We start from the raw sequence: 15,121 nt of genomic DNA, 5'->3' as shown, positions 1-15,121 counted from the left end.
GCCCTGCGTACGCGCGTCCTCGCGTACGGCGACGGCGCGACCGGGTGCGCGGCCCCGGTCCGCCACCTCCGATCCTCCCACGTCCGGCTCCCGGCCCCGGCCCGCGGTCCATCAGGCGGACGGCACGGCCCGGATCCGGCGGCAGGCCGGTGGACGCGGGCCGTCCTCCCCGCTAGGTTCCGCGCCCCGCGGAACCTAGCGGGCCGCCAGCGCGTGCTCGCCCGCTCTTCGCATGGCCTCCACCGGCGCCGGGGCGCGTCCCGTCATCTGCTCGACCTGCAGCACCGCCTGGTGCACCAGCAGGTCGAGGCCGCTGACGACGGCCCCGCCGTGCGCCGACCAGCGGGCGGCGAGCGCGGTCGGCCACGGGTCGTACAGCACGTCGAACAGGGTGGCGGGCATCTCGGGGACGGCGGAGGCGAGCGCGTCGGTCGTCCCGGACGGCGTGGTGGCGACGACGAGCGGGGCGCGCAGCGCCTCGGCCGCGTCCGCCCAGTCGGCGGTCCGGACCTCGACGCCGAGCCGCTCCCCCCACTGCCGCATCTCGGCGGCGCGGGTCTCGCTGCGGACGTAGGCGACGACCTCGCCGGTGCAGACGCGGGCCAGGGCGGCCAGCGCGGAGGATGCGGTGGCGCCGGCGCCGAGGATCGCGGCCGAGTCGACCTGCTCGATGCCGCGCTCGCGCAGGGCGGCCACCATGCCGGGGATGTCGGTGTTGTCGCCGACGCGGCGGCCGTCCTCGGCGAACACGACGGTGTTGACCGCGTCGACCAGGGCCGCGGTCTCGCTGATCCCGTCCAGCAGCGGGATCACGGCCCGCTTCAGCGGCATGGTGAGCGAGAGTCCGGCCCACTCCGGCCCGAGCCGCTCCAGGAAGCCGGGCAGCGCCGCCTCGTCGACCTCGAACCGGTCGTACGTCCAGCCGGTCAGGCCCAGTTCCCCGTAGGCGGTGCGGTGCAGCACCGGGGAGAGGGAGTGGGCGACGGGCGAACCGAGCACCGCGGCCCGGCGGACGTCAGTTGCCCGAGCTCTCATTGAACTTTTCCTTCAGCCTTTCGAACTCGGCGTACGTCTTGGCGAATTCGGTCTTGTTCACGCCGTCGGTCGCCACGAAGTAGATCCAGCCGTCGTCCGTCGGGTTCAGCGTCGCCTTCAGGGCGTCCTCGCCGGGATTGCCGATCGGCCCGGGCGGCAGCCCCTTCTGGGTGTACGTGTTGTACGGGTCCTGGTTGCTGTTGATCTCGGACTCGCTGATGTGGATGTTGCTCTCGTTCTTCAGGTAGTTGAAGGTCGAGTCGAACTGGAGCAGCTGGTTGGTCTCGGTGTTCGTGGGCTTGAGCCGGTTGTAGACCACCTCCGCCATCTTGCGGAAGTCGTCGTGCGTCTTGCCCTCGGCCTGGACGAGGCTGGCGACCGTGACGACCTGCAGCGGACTCTCCAGGTCCAGTTCCTCGGCCTTCTCCTCCAGGTCGTACTCGCCGTACTTCACGACCGCCTGGGCGACCATCTCCTTCAGCACCGATTCCGGCTTCATGCCCTCGGCGGCGGGATAGGTGCCCGGGTAGAGGAAGCCCTCCAGCGGGTCCTTGATGTCGTCGTTGTCGTTCGCCCAGCTCGGCAGTCCGAGGCTCTCGTACTTCTCCTCGGCGACCTTCCTGGTGGTGCCGGACGACAGGCCGAGCTTTTCGTCGATCGTCTTGTAGACGCTCACGTTGCGCTGCCCCGGAGTGACCATCACGTTGTTCTGGCTCTTGGGGTCGAGCATCATCGCGACGGCGCTCCGGGCGGACATCTGCTTCTTCAGCAGGTAGGCGCCCGCCTGGATCGACTTCCCCTCGGGGTGCTGCGACTGGGCGGCGACGAACGCGTCGACGCTCTTGACGACGCCGGCCTCCTTCAGCCGCTGCCCGATCTCGAATCCGCCCGCGCCCTTGGGGATCTGGACGGTCACGGTCTCCCCGGTGCCGTCGCCCGCGTAGTCCGGCGCCGCACCGAAACGCTCCTGGTAGAACTGGTAGCCGAAATATCCGACACCGGCCACGCCGCCGCCGAGCACCAGGGCCACCACCAGGCAGGCGAACCCGTTGCGGCCCTTTCTGCCCTTGCCCCGGCTCCGCCGGTCACCGCGGCCACGGCCGGCCTCCTCGTCCCCGTCGTCACCGTCGTCCCCACCCGCGAAGAAGGCGTGTTCGCCCTGGTCGGGGCCCGGGTCCCAGTCCTCCTGCCGCGGTTCCGGCTCGGTGCGCCGGCGGCTCGGCGGCTCCGGCGGCGGGTACGCGTCCGGGGTGCCGTAGAAGTCGGGCTGCTCCCCGCCGTACACGGCGGTCTGCTGCCCGTAGGGGTCGGCCGGGTCGGCGCCGTACGGAACCTGCTGGTGCGTCCCGGCGGCCCAGCCGCCGCCGTCGTACTGCTGCTGGTGCTGGTGCTGCTGCGCCGGGTCGGCGTACTGCTGCTGGTCGGCGTACTGCTGCTGGTCGGCGTACTGCTGACCGTGCTGCTGGTGCTGCTGCGCCTGGCCGTAACCGGGCTGCTCGCCGGTGCCCCAGTCGTCGTACTGCGCCTGCTGCGGCTGCTCCGGATAGTGCTGCGGCCGGCCGCCGTAGGGGGACTGCCGGCCCGCGTGGGTCTGCTGTCCTCCCCATCCGCCGTCCCCGTACAACGGGTCCTCCGGATGCCACGGTTCGGAGCCTGGGCCCCGGCCATACTCAGTCATCGATCCCCTAGAGCCGCGAGGCGGCGGTCGCGCGGCTTCCGGCCCGGCTCCGTCCCGCCTCTTGCTGTGCGGCGGCTGTTCGAATGCCGCCGCATCGCGCGGAACGTTACCGTATCGCGATCAGATGACCACTTCGACGCCCTCACCGGGTGCGGTGCCTGACACCCGTTCGGATTCGAGCGCCTGCTGCAGGATGATCACCGCTGCCGCCTGGTCGATGACGGAACGTCCCTTCCTGGACTTCACGCCCGAGGCGCGCAGGCTCTGGCCGGCCGTCACCGTCGTCATGCGTTCGTCCACGAGTCTGACCGGAACGGGCGCGATCATGCGGGCCAGTTCCTGGGCGAAGCCGCGGACCTTGACCGCGGCCGGCCCCTCGCCTCCCTTGAGGGAGCGCGGGAGGCCGACCACGACCTCGATCGGTTCGTACTCCTCGACGAGCTGTCCCAGACGGCGCTGAGCCGCGGGGACGTCCCGTCCCGGGACCGTCTCCACCGGGGTGGCGAGGATCCCGTCGGGGTCGCACGAGGCGACCCCGATACGGGCGTCCCCGACGTCGATCGCGAGGCGGCGGCCGCGGCGCATGCCCGGGCCGCCTCCGCTCGGCTGTCCGGCGGTGTTCACTTGGCCGTGTCCGCCACGAGGCGCTCGACGGCGTCGATGGCCTCGCCGACGGCGGCCGGGTCCTGGCCGCCGCCCTGGGCGACGTCCGGCTTGCCGCCACCGCCGCCGCCGAGCGTCTTGGCGGCCGTGCGGACGAGGTCACCGGCCTTGAGGCCGCGCTCGCGGGCGGCGTCGTTGGTGGCGATGACCGTGAGCGGCTTGCCGTTGTTCACGGTGAACAGGGCGACCACGGCGGCCCGGCCGCCCTGGATGCGGCCGCGCACGTCGAGCACCAGCTTGCGCAGGTCGTCGGCGGTCGTGCCGTCGGGGACCCGGCCGGTGACGAGCGCCACACCGCGGACGTCCTTGGCGGACTCGGCGAGGCCGGCGGCGGCCTGGAGCACCTTCTCGGCGCGGAACTTCTCGATCTCCTTCTCGGCGTCCTTCAGCTTGCCGAGCATGGCGGAGACCTTTTCCGGCAGTTCCTCGGGGCGGCCCTTGAGCAGTTCGGTGAGCTGGTTGACCACCGTGTGCTCACGGGCGAGGAAGCTGTAGGCGTCCACGCCGACGAGGGCCTCGATACGGCGCACGCCCGAGCCGATGGACGACTCGCCCAGCAGCTTCACCAGGCCCAGCTGGGCGGTGTTGTGCACGTGGGTGCCGCCGCACAGCTCCTTGGAGAAGTCGCCGATGGTCACGACGCGCACCCGCTCGCCGTACTTCTCGCCGAACTCGGCGATGGCGCCCTGCTTCTTGGCCTCGTCCAGGCTCATGATGTCGGCGCGCACGTCGAGGTCTCGGGCGAGCACCTCGTTGATCTTCTGCTCGACGTCGAGCATGACCGTCTGCGGCACGGCGGACGGCGAGCCGAAGTCGAAGCGGAAGCGGCCGGGCTGGTTCTCCGAACCGGCCTGGGCGGCCGTCGGGCCGAGGGCGTCGCGCAGGGCCTGGTGGGTGAGGTGGGTGGCCGAGTGGGCGCGGGCGATGGCCTTGCGGCGGCGGGCGTCGATGGAGGCGTGGGCCTTGGCGCCGACGGTGACCTCGCCGACCTGGACGACGCCCTTGTGGACGTACACGCCCGGGACCGGCTTCTGGCAGTCGCGGACCTCGATGACGGCGCCGGAGTCCGCCTTGATGCGGCCGGTGTCGCCGATCTGGCCGCCGCCCTCGGCGTAGAACGGGGTGCGGTCGAGGACGATCTCGACCTCGTCGCCCTCGGTGGCGGCGGGCGAGGACACGCCGTCGACGAGGATGCCGACGACCGTGGACTCGCCCTCGGTGTCGGTGTAGCCGATGAAGTCGGTGGCGCCGGCCCGGTCGGCGATCTCGCGGTAGGCGCCCAGGTCGGCGTGGCCGGTCTTCTTGGCCTGGGCGTCGGCCTTGGCGCGCTCCCGCTGCTCCTTCATCAGGCGGCGGAAGCCCTCCTCGTCCACGGACAGCCCCTGCTCGGCGGCCATCTCCAGGGTGAGGTCGATCGGGAAGCCCCAGGTGTCGTGGAGCAGGAAGGCCTTGTCGCCGGGCAGCACGGTCCCGCCGGAGGCCTTGGTCTCGGCGACGGCGGTGTCGAGGATGTTGGTGCCGGCCTTCAGCGTCTTGAGGAAGGCGTTCTCCTCGGCGAGGGCGACCTTCTCGATGCGCTCGCGGTCGGTGATCAGCTCGGGGTACTGCTGGCCCATCGTGCCGATCACGGTGTCGATCAGGTCCTTGACGACCGGGCCGGTGGCGCCGAGCAGGCGCATGTTGCGGATGGCGCGGCGCATGATGCGGCGCAGCACGTAGCCGCGGCCCTCGTTGCCCGGGGTGACGCCGTCGCCGATGAGCATGGTGGCGGTGCGCATGTGGTCGGTGACCACGCGCAGGGAGACGTCCGAGTCGTGGGCGTCGCCGTAGCGGACGCCGGTCAGCTCGGTGGCCTTGTCGATCACGGCCATGGAGGTGTCGATCTCGTACATGTTCTGCACGCCCTGCAGAATCATGGCGAGCCGCTCCAGGCCGAGGCCGGTGTCGATGTTCTTGCTCGGCAGGTCCCCGAGGATCTCGAAGTCCTCCTTGCCGGTGCCCTCGCCCCGCTCGTACTGCATGAAGACGAGGTTCCAGATCTCCACGTACCGCTCGTCGTTGACGGCGGGGCCGCCCTCGGCGCCGAACTCGGGGCCGCGGTCGTAGTTGATCTCGGAGCAGGGGCCGCACGGGCCGGGCACGCCCATGGACCAGAAGTTGTCCTTCTTGCCCAGGCGCTGGATGCGCTCGGCGGGGACGCCGACGACGTCGCGCCAGATCTGCTCGGCCTCGTCGTCGTCCTGGTAGACGGTGATCCACAGCCGCTCGGGGTCGAGGCCGTAACCGCCCTTGTCCTGGGGCGTGGTGAGCAGCTCCCAGGCGAGCTTGATGGCGCCTTCCTTGAAGTAGTCGCCGAAGGAGAAGTTGCCGCACATCTGGAAGAACGTGCCGTGGCGCGTGGTCTTGCCGACCTCTTCGATGTCGGGCGTGCGCACGCACTTCTGCACGCTGGTGGCGCGGTCGAAGGGCGGCTTGACCTCACCCAGGAAGTAGGGCTTGAAGGGCACCATGCCCGCCGGGACGAGCAGCAGAGTCGGGTCGTCCGCGATGAGCGACGCCGAAGGGACGACGGTGTGCCCGCGCTCCTCGAAGAAGCTCAGCCAGCGACGGCGGATCTCAGCCGACTCCATCAGTGGTCCTCATTCCGGTTGTACGGGTTCTTCTGGTGTGCCGGGCCCTCGACGCGCTCGGGGCCGGTGCGGTTCTCGATGGCGGCGTACCGCCGGGGCGGGGGGAGCGCGCGGTCGTCGGCGACCGGGGCGTTGAGGCCGAGCGCGTCTCCCAGCTCGGCCTCCCGCTGGACCATGTTGTCGCGGACGTCGAGCGCGAAGCCCACCGCGCGGTCCTTGAGCCGGTGGCCGGCCTCGATCGCCTTGTTCGCCGCGGTCACGGCGAGGTTCTCGGGGGTCAGTTGCTTCAGCTTCCGGTTGACCTTGGTGGTGGCCCACACTCCGGCGGCCACGCCGCTGGTGAACCAGAACGTACGACGGAACATCCCTGGATCAGTCCCTCTTCCCGCGGGGGTTGCGCTTCGCTCGCCGCGCGGCCGGGACGGTGCGGCCCACGATCACGGTACGCCTCGGCGTCCCGGCGGGCTCGCCGTCCCGGCGGCCGGCGATCGCCTTGCGCACCCCGTACCCGAAGGCCGCGACCTTCACCAGGGGGCCGCCGAAGGTGGAGGCGACGGTGGTCGACAGGGCCGAGGCGTTCGACGTGACCTCCTGGACGTCGGAGGCGATGGCGTCCACCCGGTCGATCTGGGTCTGCGCGGAGCGCACCGCCGCGGAGGCGTCGGCCAGCAGCGGGACGGCCTGGTCGGTCACGTCCGCCACGAGCTTGGTGGTCGCCCTGAGCGTCTGGGCCAGCCTCGCCAGCGCGACGGCGAGGAAGGAGACCAGGATCGCCCAGAAGACGGCCACCAGGATTCCGGCCACCTCTCCACCGGACACTGTGTGCACCCGCTCCCTGAAACGTGTCTGAGCATCGGAAAAGTCGTGCACCGAGCCTATCGCGCCGAGGGTGCGGCTCCGTACCGGATTGGTGTCCGCGACCGTGGGGCCGCGTGCGCCGGCGGTGCCGCGCGGGCCGGTGCGGCGGGGCGGGGAGCCCCGCACATGCGCGAGCCCGCCGCCTCGCCCGCCGGAGGGGCGGGGAGACGGCGGGCCGGGGTACCGCGCCAGCCGGGGTCAGCGGGCGTAGTACTCGACGACGAGCTGCTCGTCGCAGATCACCGGGATCTCCTTGCGGTTCGGCTCGCGGTCCAGGCGGAACGCCAGGGCCTTGAGGTTCACCTGCAGGTAGCGCGGGGTCTCGCCGTCGGGGGCGAAACCGCCCTCGCGGGCGATCTGGAAGAGCGTCTTGTCCTTGCTGCGGTCGCGGACCTGGACGACGTCGTCGGGGCGGACGACGAAGGACGGCTTGTCGACCTTCTTGCCGTTGACCTGGATGTGGCCGTGGACGACCATCTGGCGGGCCTGGTAGATCGTGCGGGCGATGCCCGAACGCAGGACCAGCGCGTCGAGGCGCTTCTCCAGCTCCACGATCAGGGCCTCACCGGTCTTGCCCTGGACCTTGGCCGCGCGCTCGTAGGCGCGGACCAGCTGGCGCTCGGAGATGTCGTACTGGGCGCGCAGGCGCTGCTTCTCCAGCAGACGGACCTTGTAGTCCGAGTTCTGCTTGCGGCCGCGGCCGTGCTCACCCGGCGGGTAAGGACGGGCCTCGAAGTACTTGACGGCCTTCGGGGTCAGCGCGATGCCGAGGGCACGCGACTTCTTGACCTTGGGGCGGGACTGATTCGCCACTGTCTCTGTCTCTTTTCCGTGGTTTCCGGCTCACCAGGGTTAAGGGAGGTCGCATCCGCAGCCGGGGAATCCCTGCGGGCCCGAGGGACCCGCCGGGCAGCCGCTCCCCGGTCTGGGCACATACGTGCAGCACGCGAGTGGCCCACCGACCTGTCCCGGGAATCCGGGTGGTGGTGGGCTGCCCGCGACACCGTTCGACGGTGCGCGACGCTCCTGGAGATCCCCGCCCGGGGGCCGGGTCTCCGGCTGGATGTCCCGCTCTGGTGACGCCGGCTTCCCCGGGAAGGGGCCGGACACGGGACGCAGCACTTCGCGGAAGTCTACCGCGCGCTCAGGTCCGCCTGCGACCGAGGTGCTTCCTGGTCCACTCGACGGCGTCCGCGTACCGCGCCTCGGCGCCGTGCCGGGTGGGGGCGTAGTACTCGCGGTCCCTGAGGGCGTCCGGGGCGTACTGCTGGGCGGCGATGCCCTCGGGCAGGTCGTGCGGGTACACGTACCCCTGGCCGTGCCCGAGCTTGCCCGCGCCCCGGTAGTGGCTGTCGCGCAGATGCGGCGGCACCGGCCCGGCCAGCCCCTTGCGCACGTCCTCCAGGGCGGCGCCGATCGCGGTGGTCGCGGAGTTGGACTTGGGGGCGAGGGCGAGGGCGATGGTGGCGTGGCTGAGGGTGAGGGCGGCCTCGGGGAAGCCGATCATGGCGACGGCCTGGGCGGCGGCGACCGCGATGGGCAGGGCGTTCGGGTCGGCGAGGCCGATGTCCTCGCTGGCGGAGATCATCAGGCGGCGGGCGATGAAGCGGGGGTCCTCGCCGGCCTCGATCATGCGGGCCAGGTAGTGCAGGGCGGCGTCGACGTCGGAGCCGCGGATGGACTTGATGAGGGCGCTGGCGACGTCGTAGTGCTGGTCGCCGTCGCGGTCGTACTTCACCGCCGCGCGGTCGACCGTCTCCTCCAGGGTGGCGAGGGAGATCTCCGTCTCGCCCTTGTCGAGGGCGGCCCCGGCGGCGGCCTCCAGGGCGGTCAGGGCGCGGCGGGCGTCGCCGCCGGCGATCCGCAGCAGGTGCTCCTCGGTGTCCTCGGGGAGGGTGACGGCGTCCCTCAGGCCGCGCTCGTCGGTGATCGCCCGCTTGAGCAGGCCCCGGACGTCGTCGTCGGTGAGGGGTTCGAGGGTGAGCAGGAGGGAGCGGGAGAGCAGGGGCGAGATCACCGAGAAGTACGGGTTCTCGGTGGTGGCCGCGATCAGGGTCACCCAGCGGTTCTCGACCGCCGGGAGCAGGGAGTCCTGCTGGGCCTTGCTGAAGCGGTGGATCTCGTCGAGGAAGAGGACGGTCTCCTTGCCGTACCCGCCGGAGGCGCGGCGGGCGCCGTCGATGACCGCGCGGACCTCCTTCACGCCCGCGGTGATCGCCGACAGTTCGACGAAGCGCTTGTCGGTGGCCTTGGAGACGACGTACGCCAGGGTCGTCTTGCCGGTGCCGGGCGGGCCCCAGAGGATCACCGAGGAGGGGCCGGCGGGGCCGGAGGCGCCCTCGCCGACCAGCCGGCGCAGGGGCGAGCCGGGTTTCAGCAGGTGCTGCTGGCCCACCACCTCGTCCAGGGTGCGCGGACGCATCCGTACCGCCAGGGGGCTGCCGGCCGGATCCTTCTCCTGACGTTCTTCTGCTGCGGCGGTGAACAGGTCGGGCTCCACGTCGGCAACCCTAAATCACCGCGCCGACGACGCGACGGGCGCTGTCAGCCGGTCCAGAAGTCCCACCAGCGGGTCAGGACCAGCATGCCGATGACGCCGATGTGCAGCACGGGCAGGACCCAGGTGAACTCGCCGAAGAAGCCCTTGAGCCAGCCCGGCGCGGGCAGGAACCCCTTGCGGACGTTGAAGGACGTCACGTACCAGAACATGACGATCGTGGCGACCCAGGCGAGGCAGCACCACAGGCACAGCGCGTTGATCCGGTACAGGGACTGGAACGTCAGCCAGGCGCAGAAACCGACGCCGAAGAGCGTGCCCGCGTTGAAGGTGAGCCAGTACCAGCGCGGGAAGCGGGCCCGGGCGAGCAGGCTCATGCCGACGCAGACGACGACGCCGTAGGCGACGAGGCCGAGCATGGGGTTGGGGAACCCGAAGACCGAGGCCTGGTCGCTCTCCATGACGCTGCCGCAGGAGACCACGGGGTTGAGGCTGCACCCCGGGGTGAAGGTCCGGCCCTCCACCTTGGCTTCCAGCAGCTTGAACTTGTCGATCGTGATGACCCACGCGGCGAGCAGTCCGGCCGCGCCCGTGATCACCAGCAGCAGCGCGAAGGCGCGGCTGCCGCCCTCGGCGCGCGGCGCGGCGGCCGTGCGCTCCGGCGAGGAGGCGGGCTCGGTGGAGACGTCGTTGACTGTCGTCTTGCTCATCACGCCGTTCCGTCACTTGAGAGCTGGAACATCTTCGGGCAAGGCCATTGTGCCGCACGCGTGCCCGCGTCCACCGTTCGACGGACACAACAGCAGACGTGGAGCCGTCCCCGAACGTTCGATTCCAGCCGAATTTGATGAGCATGACAACGCGCGGGGCGTGTTCGCGGGGGACGTGCGCGGACTGCGCGAGCGGTACCGGGACGTGGCCGCCGCCGACGGCACCGACCTGGGCGTTCGGCGGGGCGGGCGAGAGGGCCGCGGGAGGATCCCGCAGGGCGGCCGGCGCGGGACGCGGGCGAGGTGTCCGTGCCCGGCGCGGATCCGGCGACCGGCACGCGCGCGGGGCGCTCGCGCGCCGTCATCGTCCGGCGGGACGAACCCGCGCCCGCGGAGTTGACGGCCGGGCAGGACGTCCGGCCGTCGGCTGCCCGCCGGGGAGCCGACGGCCGGGGCCCCGGCCGCGCGCCCTCGGCGAGCCGGGCGCGGCCGGCCGGACGGCCGCGGTGACGGGCGCGGCGCGGTACGGGCTTCCCGGCCGGTGGCGGGCGCCGGTCCCTCGGCGCCCCCTCGGCGAGCCGGACGCGCTAGCCGAGCCGCGCCTCCAGCTCCGCCACGATCTCGTTCACGCCGATCGCCGTCTGCTCGCCGGACTCCATGTCCTTGAGCTGGACGACGCCCTCGGCGAGGTCGCGTTCCCCGGCGACGACGGCGTAGCGGGCGCCGCTGCGGTTGGCGTTCTTCATGGCGCCCTTGAGCCCCTTGCCGCCGTAGGAGAAGTCGGCGGCGATGCCGTTCTTGCGCAGCTCGGTGACCTTGGCGAACAGCACGCGGCGGGCCTCCTCGCCGAGCGGGACGGCGAACACGCTGGTGGCGGCGGGCAGCTCGAGCTCGACGCCCTCGGCCTCCAGGGCCAGCACCGTGCGGTCCACGCCGAGGGCCCAGCCGACGGACGGCAGCGCGGGGCCGCCGATCATCTCCGACAGGCCGTCGTAGCGGCCGCCGCCGCCCACCGCGGACTGCGATCCCAGACCGTCGTGGACGAACTCGAAGGTCGTACGGGTGTAGTAGTCCAGGCCGCGCACCAGCTTCGGGTCGTCCTCGAAGGCCACGCCCGCCGCCGTGATCAGCTCGCGGACCTCCTCGTGGTACGCCTTGCAGGCGTCGCAGAGGTAGTCGCGCAGCAGCGGGGCTCCCGCCAGCTGCTGCTGGACCGACTCGCGCTTGTCGTCCAGGACCCGCAGCGGGTTGATCTCGATGCGCCGGCGCGTGTCCTCGTCCAGGTCCAGGCCGCGCAGGAACTCCTGCAGCTCCGCGCGGTACACCGGGCGGCACTCCTTGTCGCCCAGGCTGTTGAGGAGGATGCGGAAGTTCCGCAGGCCCAGCGAGCGGTACGCCTGGTCGGCCAGGATGATCAGCTCGGCGTCCAGCGCCGGGTCCTCGGCGCCGATCGCCTCGGCTCCGACCTGCGAGAAGTGGCGGTAGCGGCCCTTCTGGGGGCGCTCGTAGCGGTAGTACGAGCCCGAGTACCACAGCTTGACCGGGAGGTTGCCCGCCTTGTGCAGGTTGGCCTCCAGGGCGGCGCGCAGCACGGAGGCCGTGCCCTCCGGACGCAGGGCGAGCCTGTCGCCGCCCTTGGTCTCGAAGGCGTACATCTCCTTGGTCACGATGTCGGTCGACTCGCCGACCCCGCGCGCGAACAGCTCGACGTTCTCGAAGCCGGGCGTCTCGATGTAGCCGTACCCGGAGGTGCGCAGCGGCGCGGCGATGGCCTCGCGGACCGCCAGGTACCTGGCGGAGTCCGGCGGGATCAGGTCGTACGTGCCCTTGGGGGCCTTGAAGGTGCTCACGGAAGGTCTCTCGTCACATTCCTCGTCGGGGAGCCTCGGCGGCGCCGCTGTCCCGGCGGCCCGCCGCCACCTGCCGCAGGTAGGGGTTGGTGGCGCGCTCCTGGCCGATGGTCGTCTGGGGGCCGTGGCCGGACAGCACCACGGTCGAGTCGTCGAGCGGCAGGCACACGCGGGCCAGCGAGTCGAGGATCTCGGCCATGTCGCCGCCGGGCAGGTCGGTGCGTCCGATGGAGCCGGCGAACAGCAGGTCGCCCGAGAACAGGATCGGCGGGATGTCCGCCGCCTCGGGCATGCCGAAGGTCACCGACCCCTTGGTATGGCCCGGCGCGTGCGACACGGTGAACTCCAGCCCCGCCAGCTCCAGCTTCGCGCCGTCGGCCAGCTCCCTGACGTCGTCCGGCTCCCCCACGGTCAGCTCGCCCATGAGCGGCATCCCGATGGAACGGCCGAGCGCCTTCTCCGGGTCGCCCATCATGTACCGGTCCTCGGGGTGGATCCAGGCCGGTACGTCGTGCGCGCCGCACACCGGGACGACCGAGGCCACGTGGTCGATGTGGCCGTGGGTGAGGACGACGGCGACGGGCTTGAGCCGATGCTTCCGGACCGCTTCCTCCACGCCCCGGGCGGCCTGGTGGCCGGGGTCGATGATCACGCACTCCTCACCGGCGGCGGGGGCGACGAGATAGCAGTTCGTCCCCCAGGCCCCGGCGGGGAACCCGGCAATGAGCACGATCGTCCTTCGTTGTGTCGGTACGGGGGCGCTTTCCGGTGGTCGCGCCTGCTGTCAGAGCCTACCGGCGCTGCCGATTCCTCAGCGAACCCATATACGGTACGGGGCACACGCATGCGGTCGGCTCACAGGGCGCACGCGTACCGGTCGGCATACGAGACGCATGAGGAGAGAACCCGGTGGTCAGCCAGGAGCAGCGGCGGCGTCAGCTCGCCCGGGAGAAGTTCTTGCGGCAGCAGCAGCGGCGCACCCAGGCGCGGCGCAGGGCGCGCACGCGCAACGCGGTGATCGCGTCGGTGCTCGGCGTGGTCCTGGTGGGCAGCCTCGCGCTGTACACGACCGGGGTCCTGGAGGGAGACGACGACCGGGCCGACGCCGGCGCGGAGGTCACGCCCAGCGCCTCGGCGAGCAAGCCCGAGGACCCGTGCGAGAAGCCCGCCGCGGGCAAGGCCACGTCGAAGACCTGGAAGAAGGAGCCGGCGATGGCCATCGACAAGTCGGCGAAGTACACGATGACGCTCGAGACGACCTGCGGCGAGATAGACATCGCGCTGAAGGCGTCGGCGGCGCCGCACACCGTCAACTCCTTCCACTTCCTCGCCGGGAAGGGCTTCTTCGACCACACCAAGTGCCACCGGCTCACCACCAGCGGCATCTACGTGCTGCAGTGCGGCGACCCGACGGGCAGCGGCAGCGGCGGCCCCGGCTACACGATCCCCGACGAGAACCTGAAGGACGAGAGCCTGAAGGACAACGTCTACCCGGCGGGCACGGTGGCGATGGCGAACACCGGGCAGAAGAACAGCGGTGGCAGCCAGTTCTTCCTGGTGTACCAGGACAGCCAGCTGCCGCCCAGCTACACACCGTTCGGCACCGTCTCGGACGCGGGGATGAAGGTGCTGAAGAAGATCGCCGCCGCGGGTGAGAGCACGGGCGCCGGGGACGGCGCCCCGAACGCGACGGTCGTGATCGACAAGGCGACGGTCACCGAATCCTGACCCCCAACTGCGAAATTTCGGTCGCGCGGGATGCGGACAGGCCGCCCGCCGGTCGCCTATGTTGGCCGTGACGAAACTGTGGACGATGCCCGGGGGAGCTCTTCGGCCCCCTCGTGGGCATCATGTGGAGGAGGCGCTGTGAGCAGCGACCCGTGGGGCCGCGTCGACGAGACGGGGACCGTGTACGTGCGTACGGCCGACGGCGAGAAGGTCGTCGGTTCCTGGCAGGCCGGCTCCCCCGAGGAGGCACTGGCCTACTTCGAGCGCAAGTACGAGGGCCTGGTTGTCGAGATCGGCCTCCTCGAGAAGCGGGTGAGGACCACCGACCTGTCGGCGAAGGACGCCCTGGCCGCCATCGACCACCTCCGGGAGCAGGTCGACGCGCACCACGCCGTGGGCGATCTGGACGCTCTCAGGGCCCGGCTGGACAAGCTCGTGGAGCTGGTGGAGGCGCGCCGCGAGGAGCGCAAGGCGCAGCGGGCCCGGCAGTCCGACGAGGCGCGTCAGGCCAAGGAGGCGCTGGTCGCGGAGGCCGAGGAGCTCGCCCGGTCCGACCAGTGGCGGGCGGCCGGGGAGCGGCTGCGGGCCCTGGTGGACACCTGGAAGGGCCTGCCGCGGCTGGACCGCAAGTCGGACGACGAGCTGTGGCACCGGTTCTCGCACGCGCGGTCGGCGTTCTCCAAGCGGCGCAAGCAGCACTTCGCGCAGCTGGACGCGCAGCGCGAGGAGGCCCGCAGGATCAAGGAGCGGCTGGTCGCCGAGGCCGAGGCGCTCTCGGACTCGACGGACTGGGGCCCGACGGCCGCGCGCTACCGCGAGCTGATGGCCGAGTGGAAGGCCGCGGGCCGTGCCCAGCGCGAGCACGAGGACGAGCTGTGGAACCGCTTCCGCGGCGCCCAGGACGTCTTCTTCGCCGCCCGCAGCTCGGTGTTCGCCGAGCGCGACGCCGAGCAGGCGGAGAACCTCAAGCTCAAGGAGGAGCTGGCCCAGGAGGCCGAGAAGCTCCTGCCGATCACGGACCTGAAGGCGGCCCGCGCCGCGTTCCGCGCGATCAACGAGCGCTGGGAGGCCATCGGCCACGTGCCGCGTGACGCCCGGCCCAGGGTCGAGGGCCGGATGCACGCGGTGGAGCGGGCGCTGCAGGAGGCCGAGGAGGCCGAGTGGCGCCGGACCAACCCGGAGGCGCGCGCGCGTGCGGAGGGTCTGACCGGTCAGCTCCAGGCCGCCGTGGACAAGCTGAGGTCCCAGATCGAGCAGGCCCGCGCCCAGGGCAACGACGCCAGGGCCGAGAAGCTGGAGAAGGAGCTTCAGGGCCGCCAGGCCCTGCTGGACCAGGCGCTGAAGGGGCTGCAGGAGTTCGGCGGCTGACGTCGGCGCCGCCGCGGCGCCCGGGCCGGGGGGCCCCCCCCCCCCCCCCCCCCCCCCCCCCCCCCCCCGGCCCCCCGCGGGGGGGGGGGCCCCCCCCGGACCGG

The 15,121-nt window shown here is 71.8% G+C and carries 13 protein-coding genes; 2 read left to right on the top strand and 11 right to left on the bottom strand.

Annotation, left to right across the window (positions count from 1 at the left end; genetic code table 11):
- Positions 1–195: 195 nt before the first annotated feature.
- The 11 genes from ACIBAI_RS25870 to ACIBAI_RS25820 form a co-directional block, all read right to left on the bottom strand.
- A complete protein-coding gene (locus ACIBAI_RS25870; protein WP_399037840.1) occupies positions 196–1,035 on the bottom strand; it encodes a shikimate dehydrogenase in 840 nt (279 codons plus the stop codon).
- Complete coding sequence (gene mltG, locus ACIBAI_RS25865) at positions 1,016–2,713, bottom strand: endolytic transglycosylase MltG (RefSeq protein ID WP_399037838.1); 1,698 nt, start codon at positions 2,711–2,713, stop codon at positions 1,016–1,018. The genes ACIBAI_RS25870 and mltG overlap by 20 nt, the downstream gene beginning before the upstream one ends.
- A gap of 120 nt (positions 2,714–2,833) precedes the next feature.
- The gene (gene ruvX / locus ACIBAI_RS25860) at positions 2,834–3,298 is read right to left on the bottom strand and encodes a Holliday junction resolvase RuvX (RefSeq protein ID WP_399037836.1); all 465 of its coding nucleotides are present in this window, start codon (positions 3,296–3,298) and stop codon (positions 2,834–2,836) included.
- Positions 3,299–3,333: 35 nt separating this feature from the next.
- Positions 3,334–6,006, bottom strand: a complete 2,673-nt coding sequence (gene alaS / locus ACIBAI_RS25855; protein ID WP_399037834.1) for an alanine--tRNA ligase — start codon at positions 6,004–6,006, stop codon at positions 3,334–3,336.
- A complete protein-coding gene (locus ACIBAI_RS25850; RefSeq protein ID WP_399037833.1) occupies positions 6,006–6,371 on the bottom strand; it encodes a hypothetical protein in 366 nt (121 codons plus the stop codon). The genes alaS and ACIBAI_RS25850 overlap by 1 nt, the downstream gene beginning before the upstream one ends.
- A 7-nt stretch (positions 6,372–6,378) precedes the next feature.
- Complete coding sequence (locus ACIBAI_RS25845; protein ID WP_344606337.1) at positions 6,379–6,834, bottom strand: DUF948 domain-containing protein; 456 nt, start codon at positions 6,832–6,834, stop codon at positions 6,379–6,381.
- 228 nt (positions 6,835–7,062) lie between these two features.
- Positions 7,063–7,677, bottom strand: a complete 615-nt coding sequence (gene rpsD, locus ACIBAI_RS25840) for a 30S ribosomal protein S4 (protein ID WP_344606335.1) — start codon at positions 7,675–7,677, stop codon at positions 7,063–7,065.
- 331 nt (positions 7,678–8,008) lie between these two features.
- Positions 8,009–9,364, bottom strand: a complete 1,356-nt coding sequence (locus tag ACIBAI_RS25835) for a replication-associated recombination protein A (protein ID WP_399037831.1) — start codon at positions 9,362–9,364, stop codon at positions 8,009–8,011.
- A 44-nt stretch (positions 9,365–9,408) separates the two neighbouring features.
- Complete coding sequence (locus tag ACIBAI_RS25830; protein WP_399037830.1) at positions 9,409–10,071, bottom strand: vitamin K epoxide reductase family protein; 663 nt, start codon at positions 10,069–10,071, stop codon at positions 9,409–9,411.
- Positions 10,072–10,658: 587 nt separating this feature from the next.
- Complete coding sequence (gene hisS / locus ACIBAI_RS25825) at positions 10,659–11,921, bottom strand: histidine--tRNA ligase (RefSeq protein WP_399037828.1); 1,263 nt, start codon at positions 11,919–11,921, stop codon at positions 10,659–10,661.
- Between the two features lie 13 nt (positions 11,922–11,934).
- Complete coding sequence (locus tag ACIBAI_RS25820; protein WP_399037825.1) at positions 11,935–12,651, bottom strand: MBL fold metallo-hydrolase; 717 nt, start codon at positions 12,649–12,651, stop codon at positions 11,935–11,937.
- 179 nt (positions 12,652–12,830) lie between these two features.
- On the opposite strand from ACIBAI_RS25820, the gene ACIBAI_RS25815 reads away from it, so the two are divergent.
- Both ACIBAI_RS25815 and ACIBAI_RS25810 read left to right on the top strand, forming a co-directional pair.
- A complete protein-coding gene (locus ACIBAI_RS25815) occupies positions 12,831–13,649 on the top strand; it encodes a peptidylprolyl isomerase (RefSeq protein WP_399037824.1) in 819 nt (272 codons plus the stop codon).
- 138 nt (positions 13,650–13,787) lie between these two features.
- The gene (locus ACIBAI_RS25810; protein WP_399037822.1) at positions 13,788–15,017 is read left to right on the top strand and encodes a DUF349 domain-containing protein; all 1,230 of its coding nucleotides are present in this window, start codon (positions 13,788–13,790) and stop codon (positions 15,015–15,017) included.
- Positions 15,018–15,121: the final 104 nt, after the last annotated feature.

Source organism: Streptomyces sp. NPDC051041 (assembly GCF_044456065.1).
Lineage (GTDB): Bacteria > Actinomycetota > Actinomycetes > Streptomycetales > Streptomycetaceae > Streptomyces > Streptomyces glaucus.
Note: the sequence above shows the minus strand (reverse complement) of the source record. Positions and strands in the feature narration are given on the sequence as shown.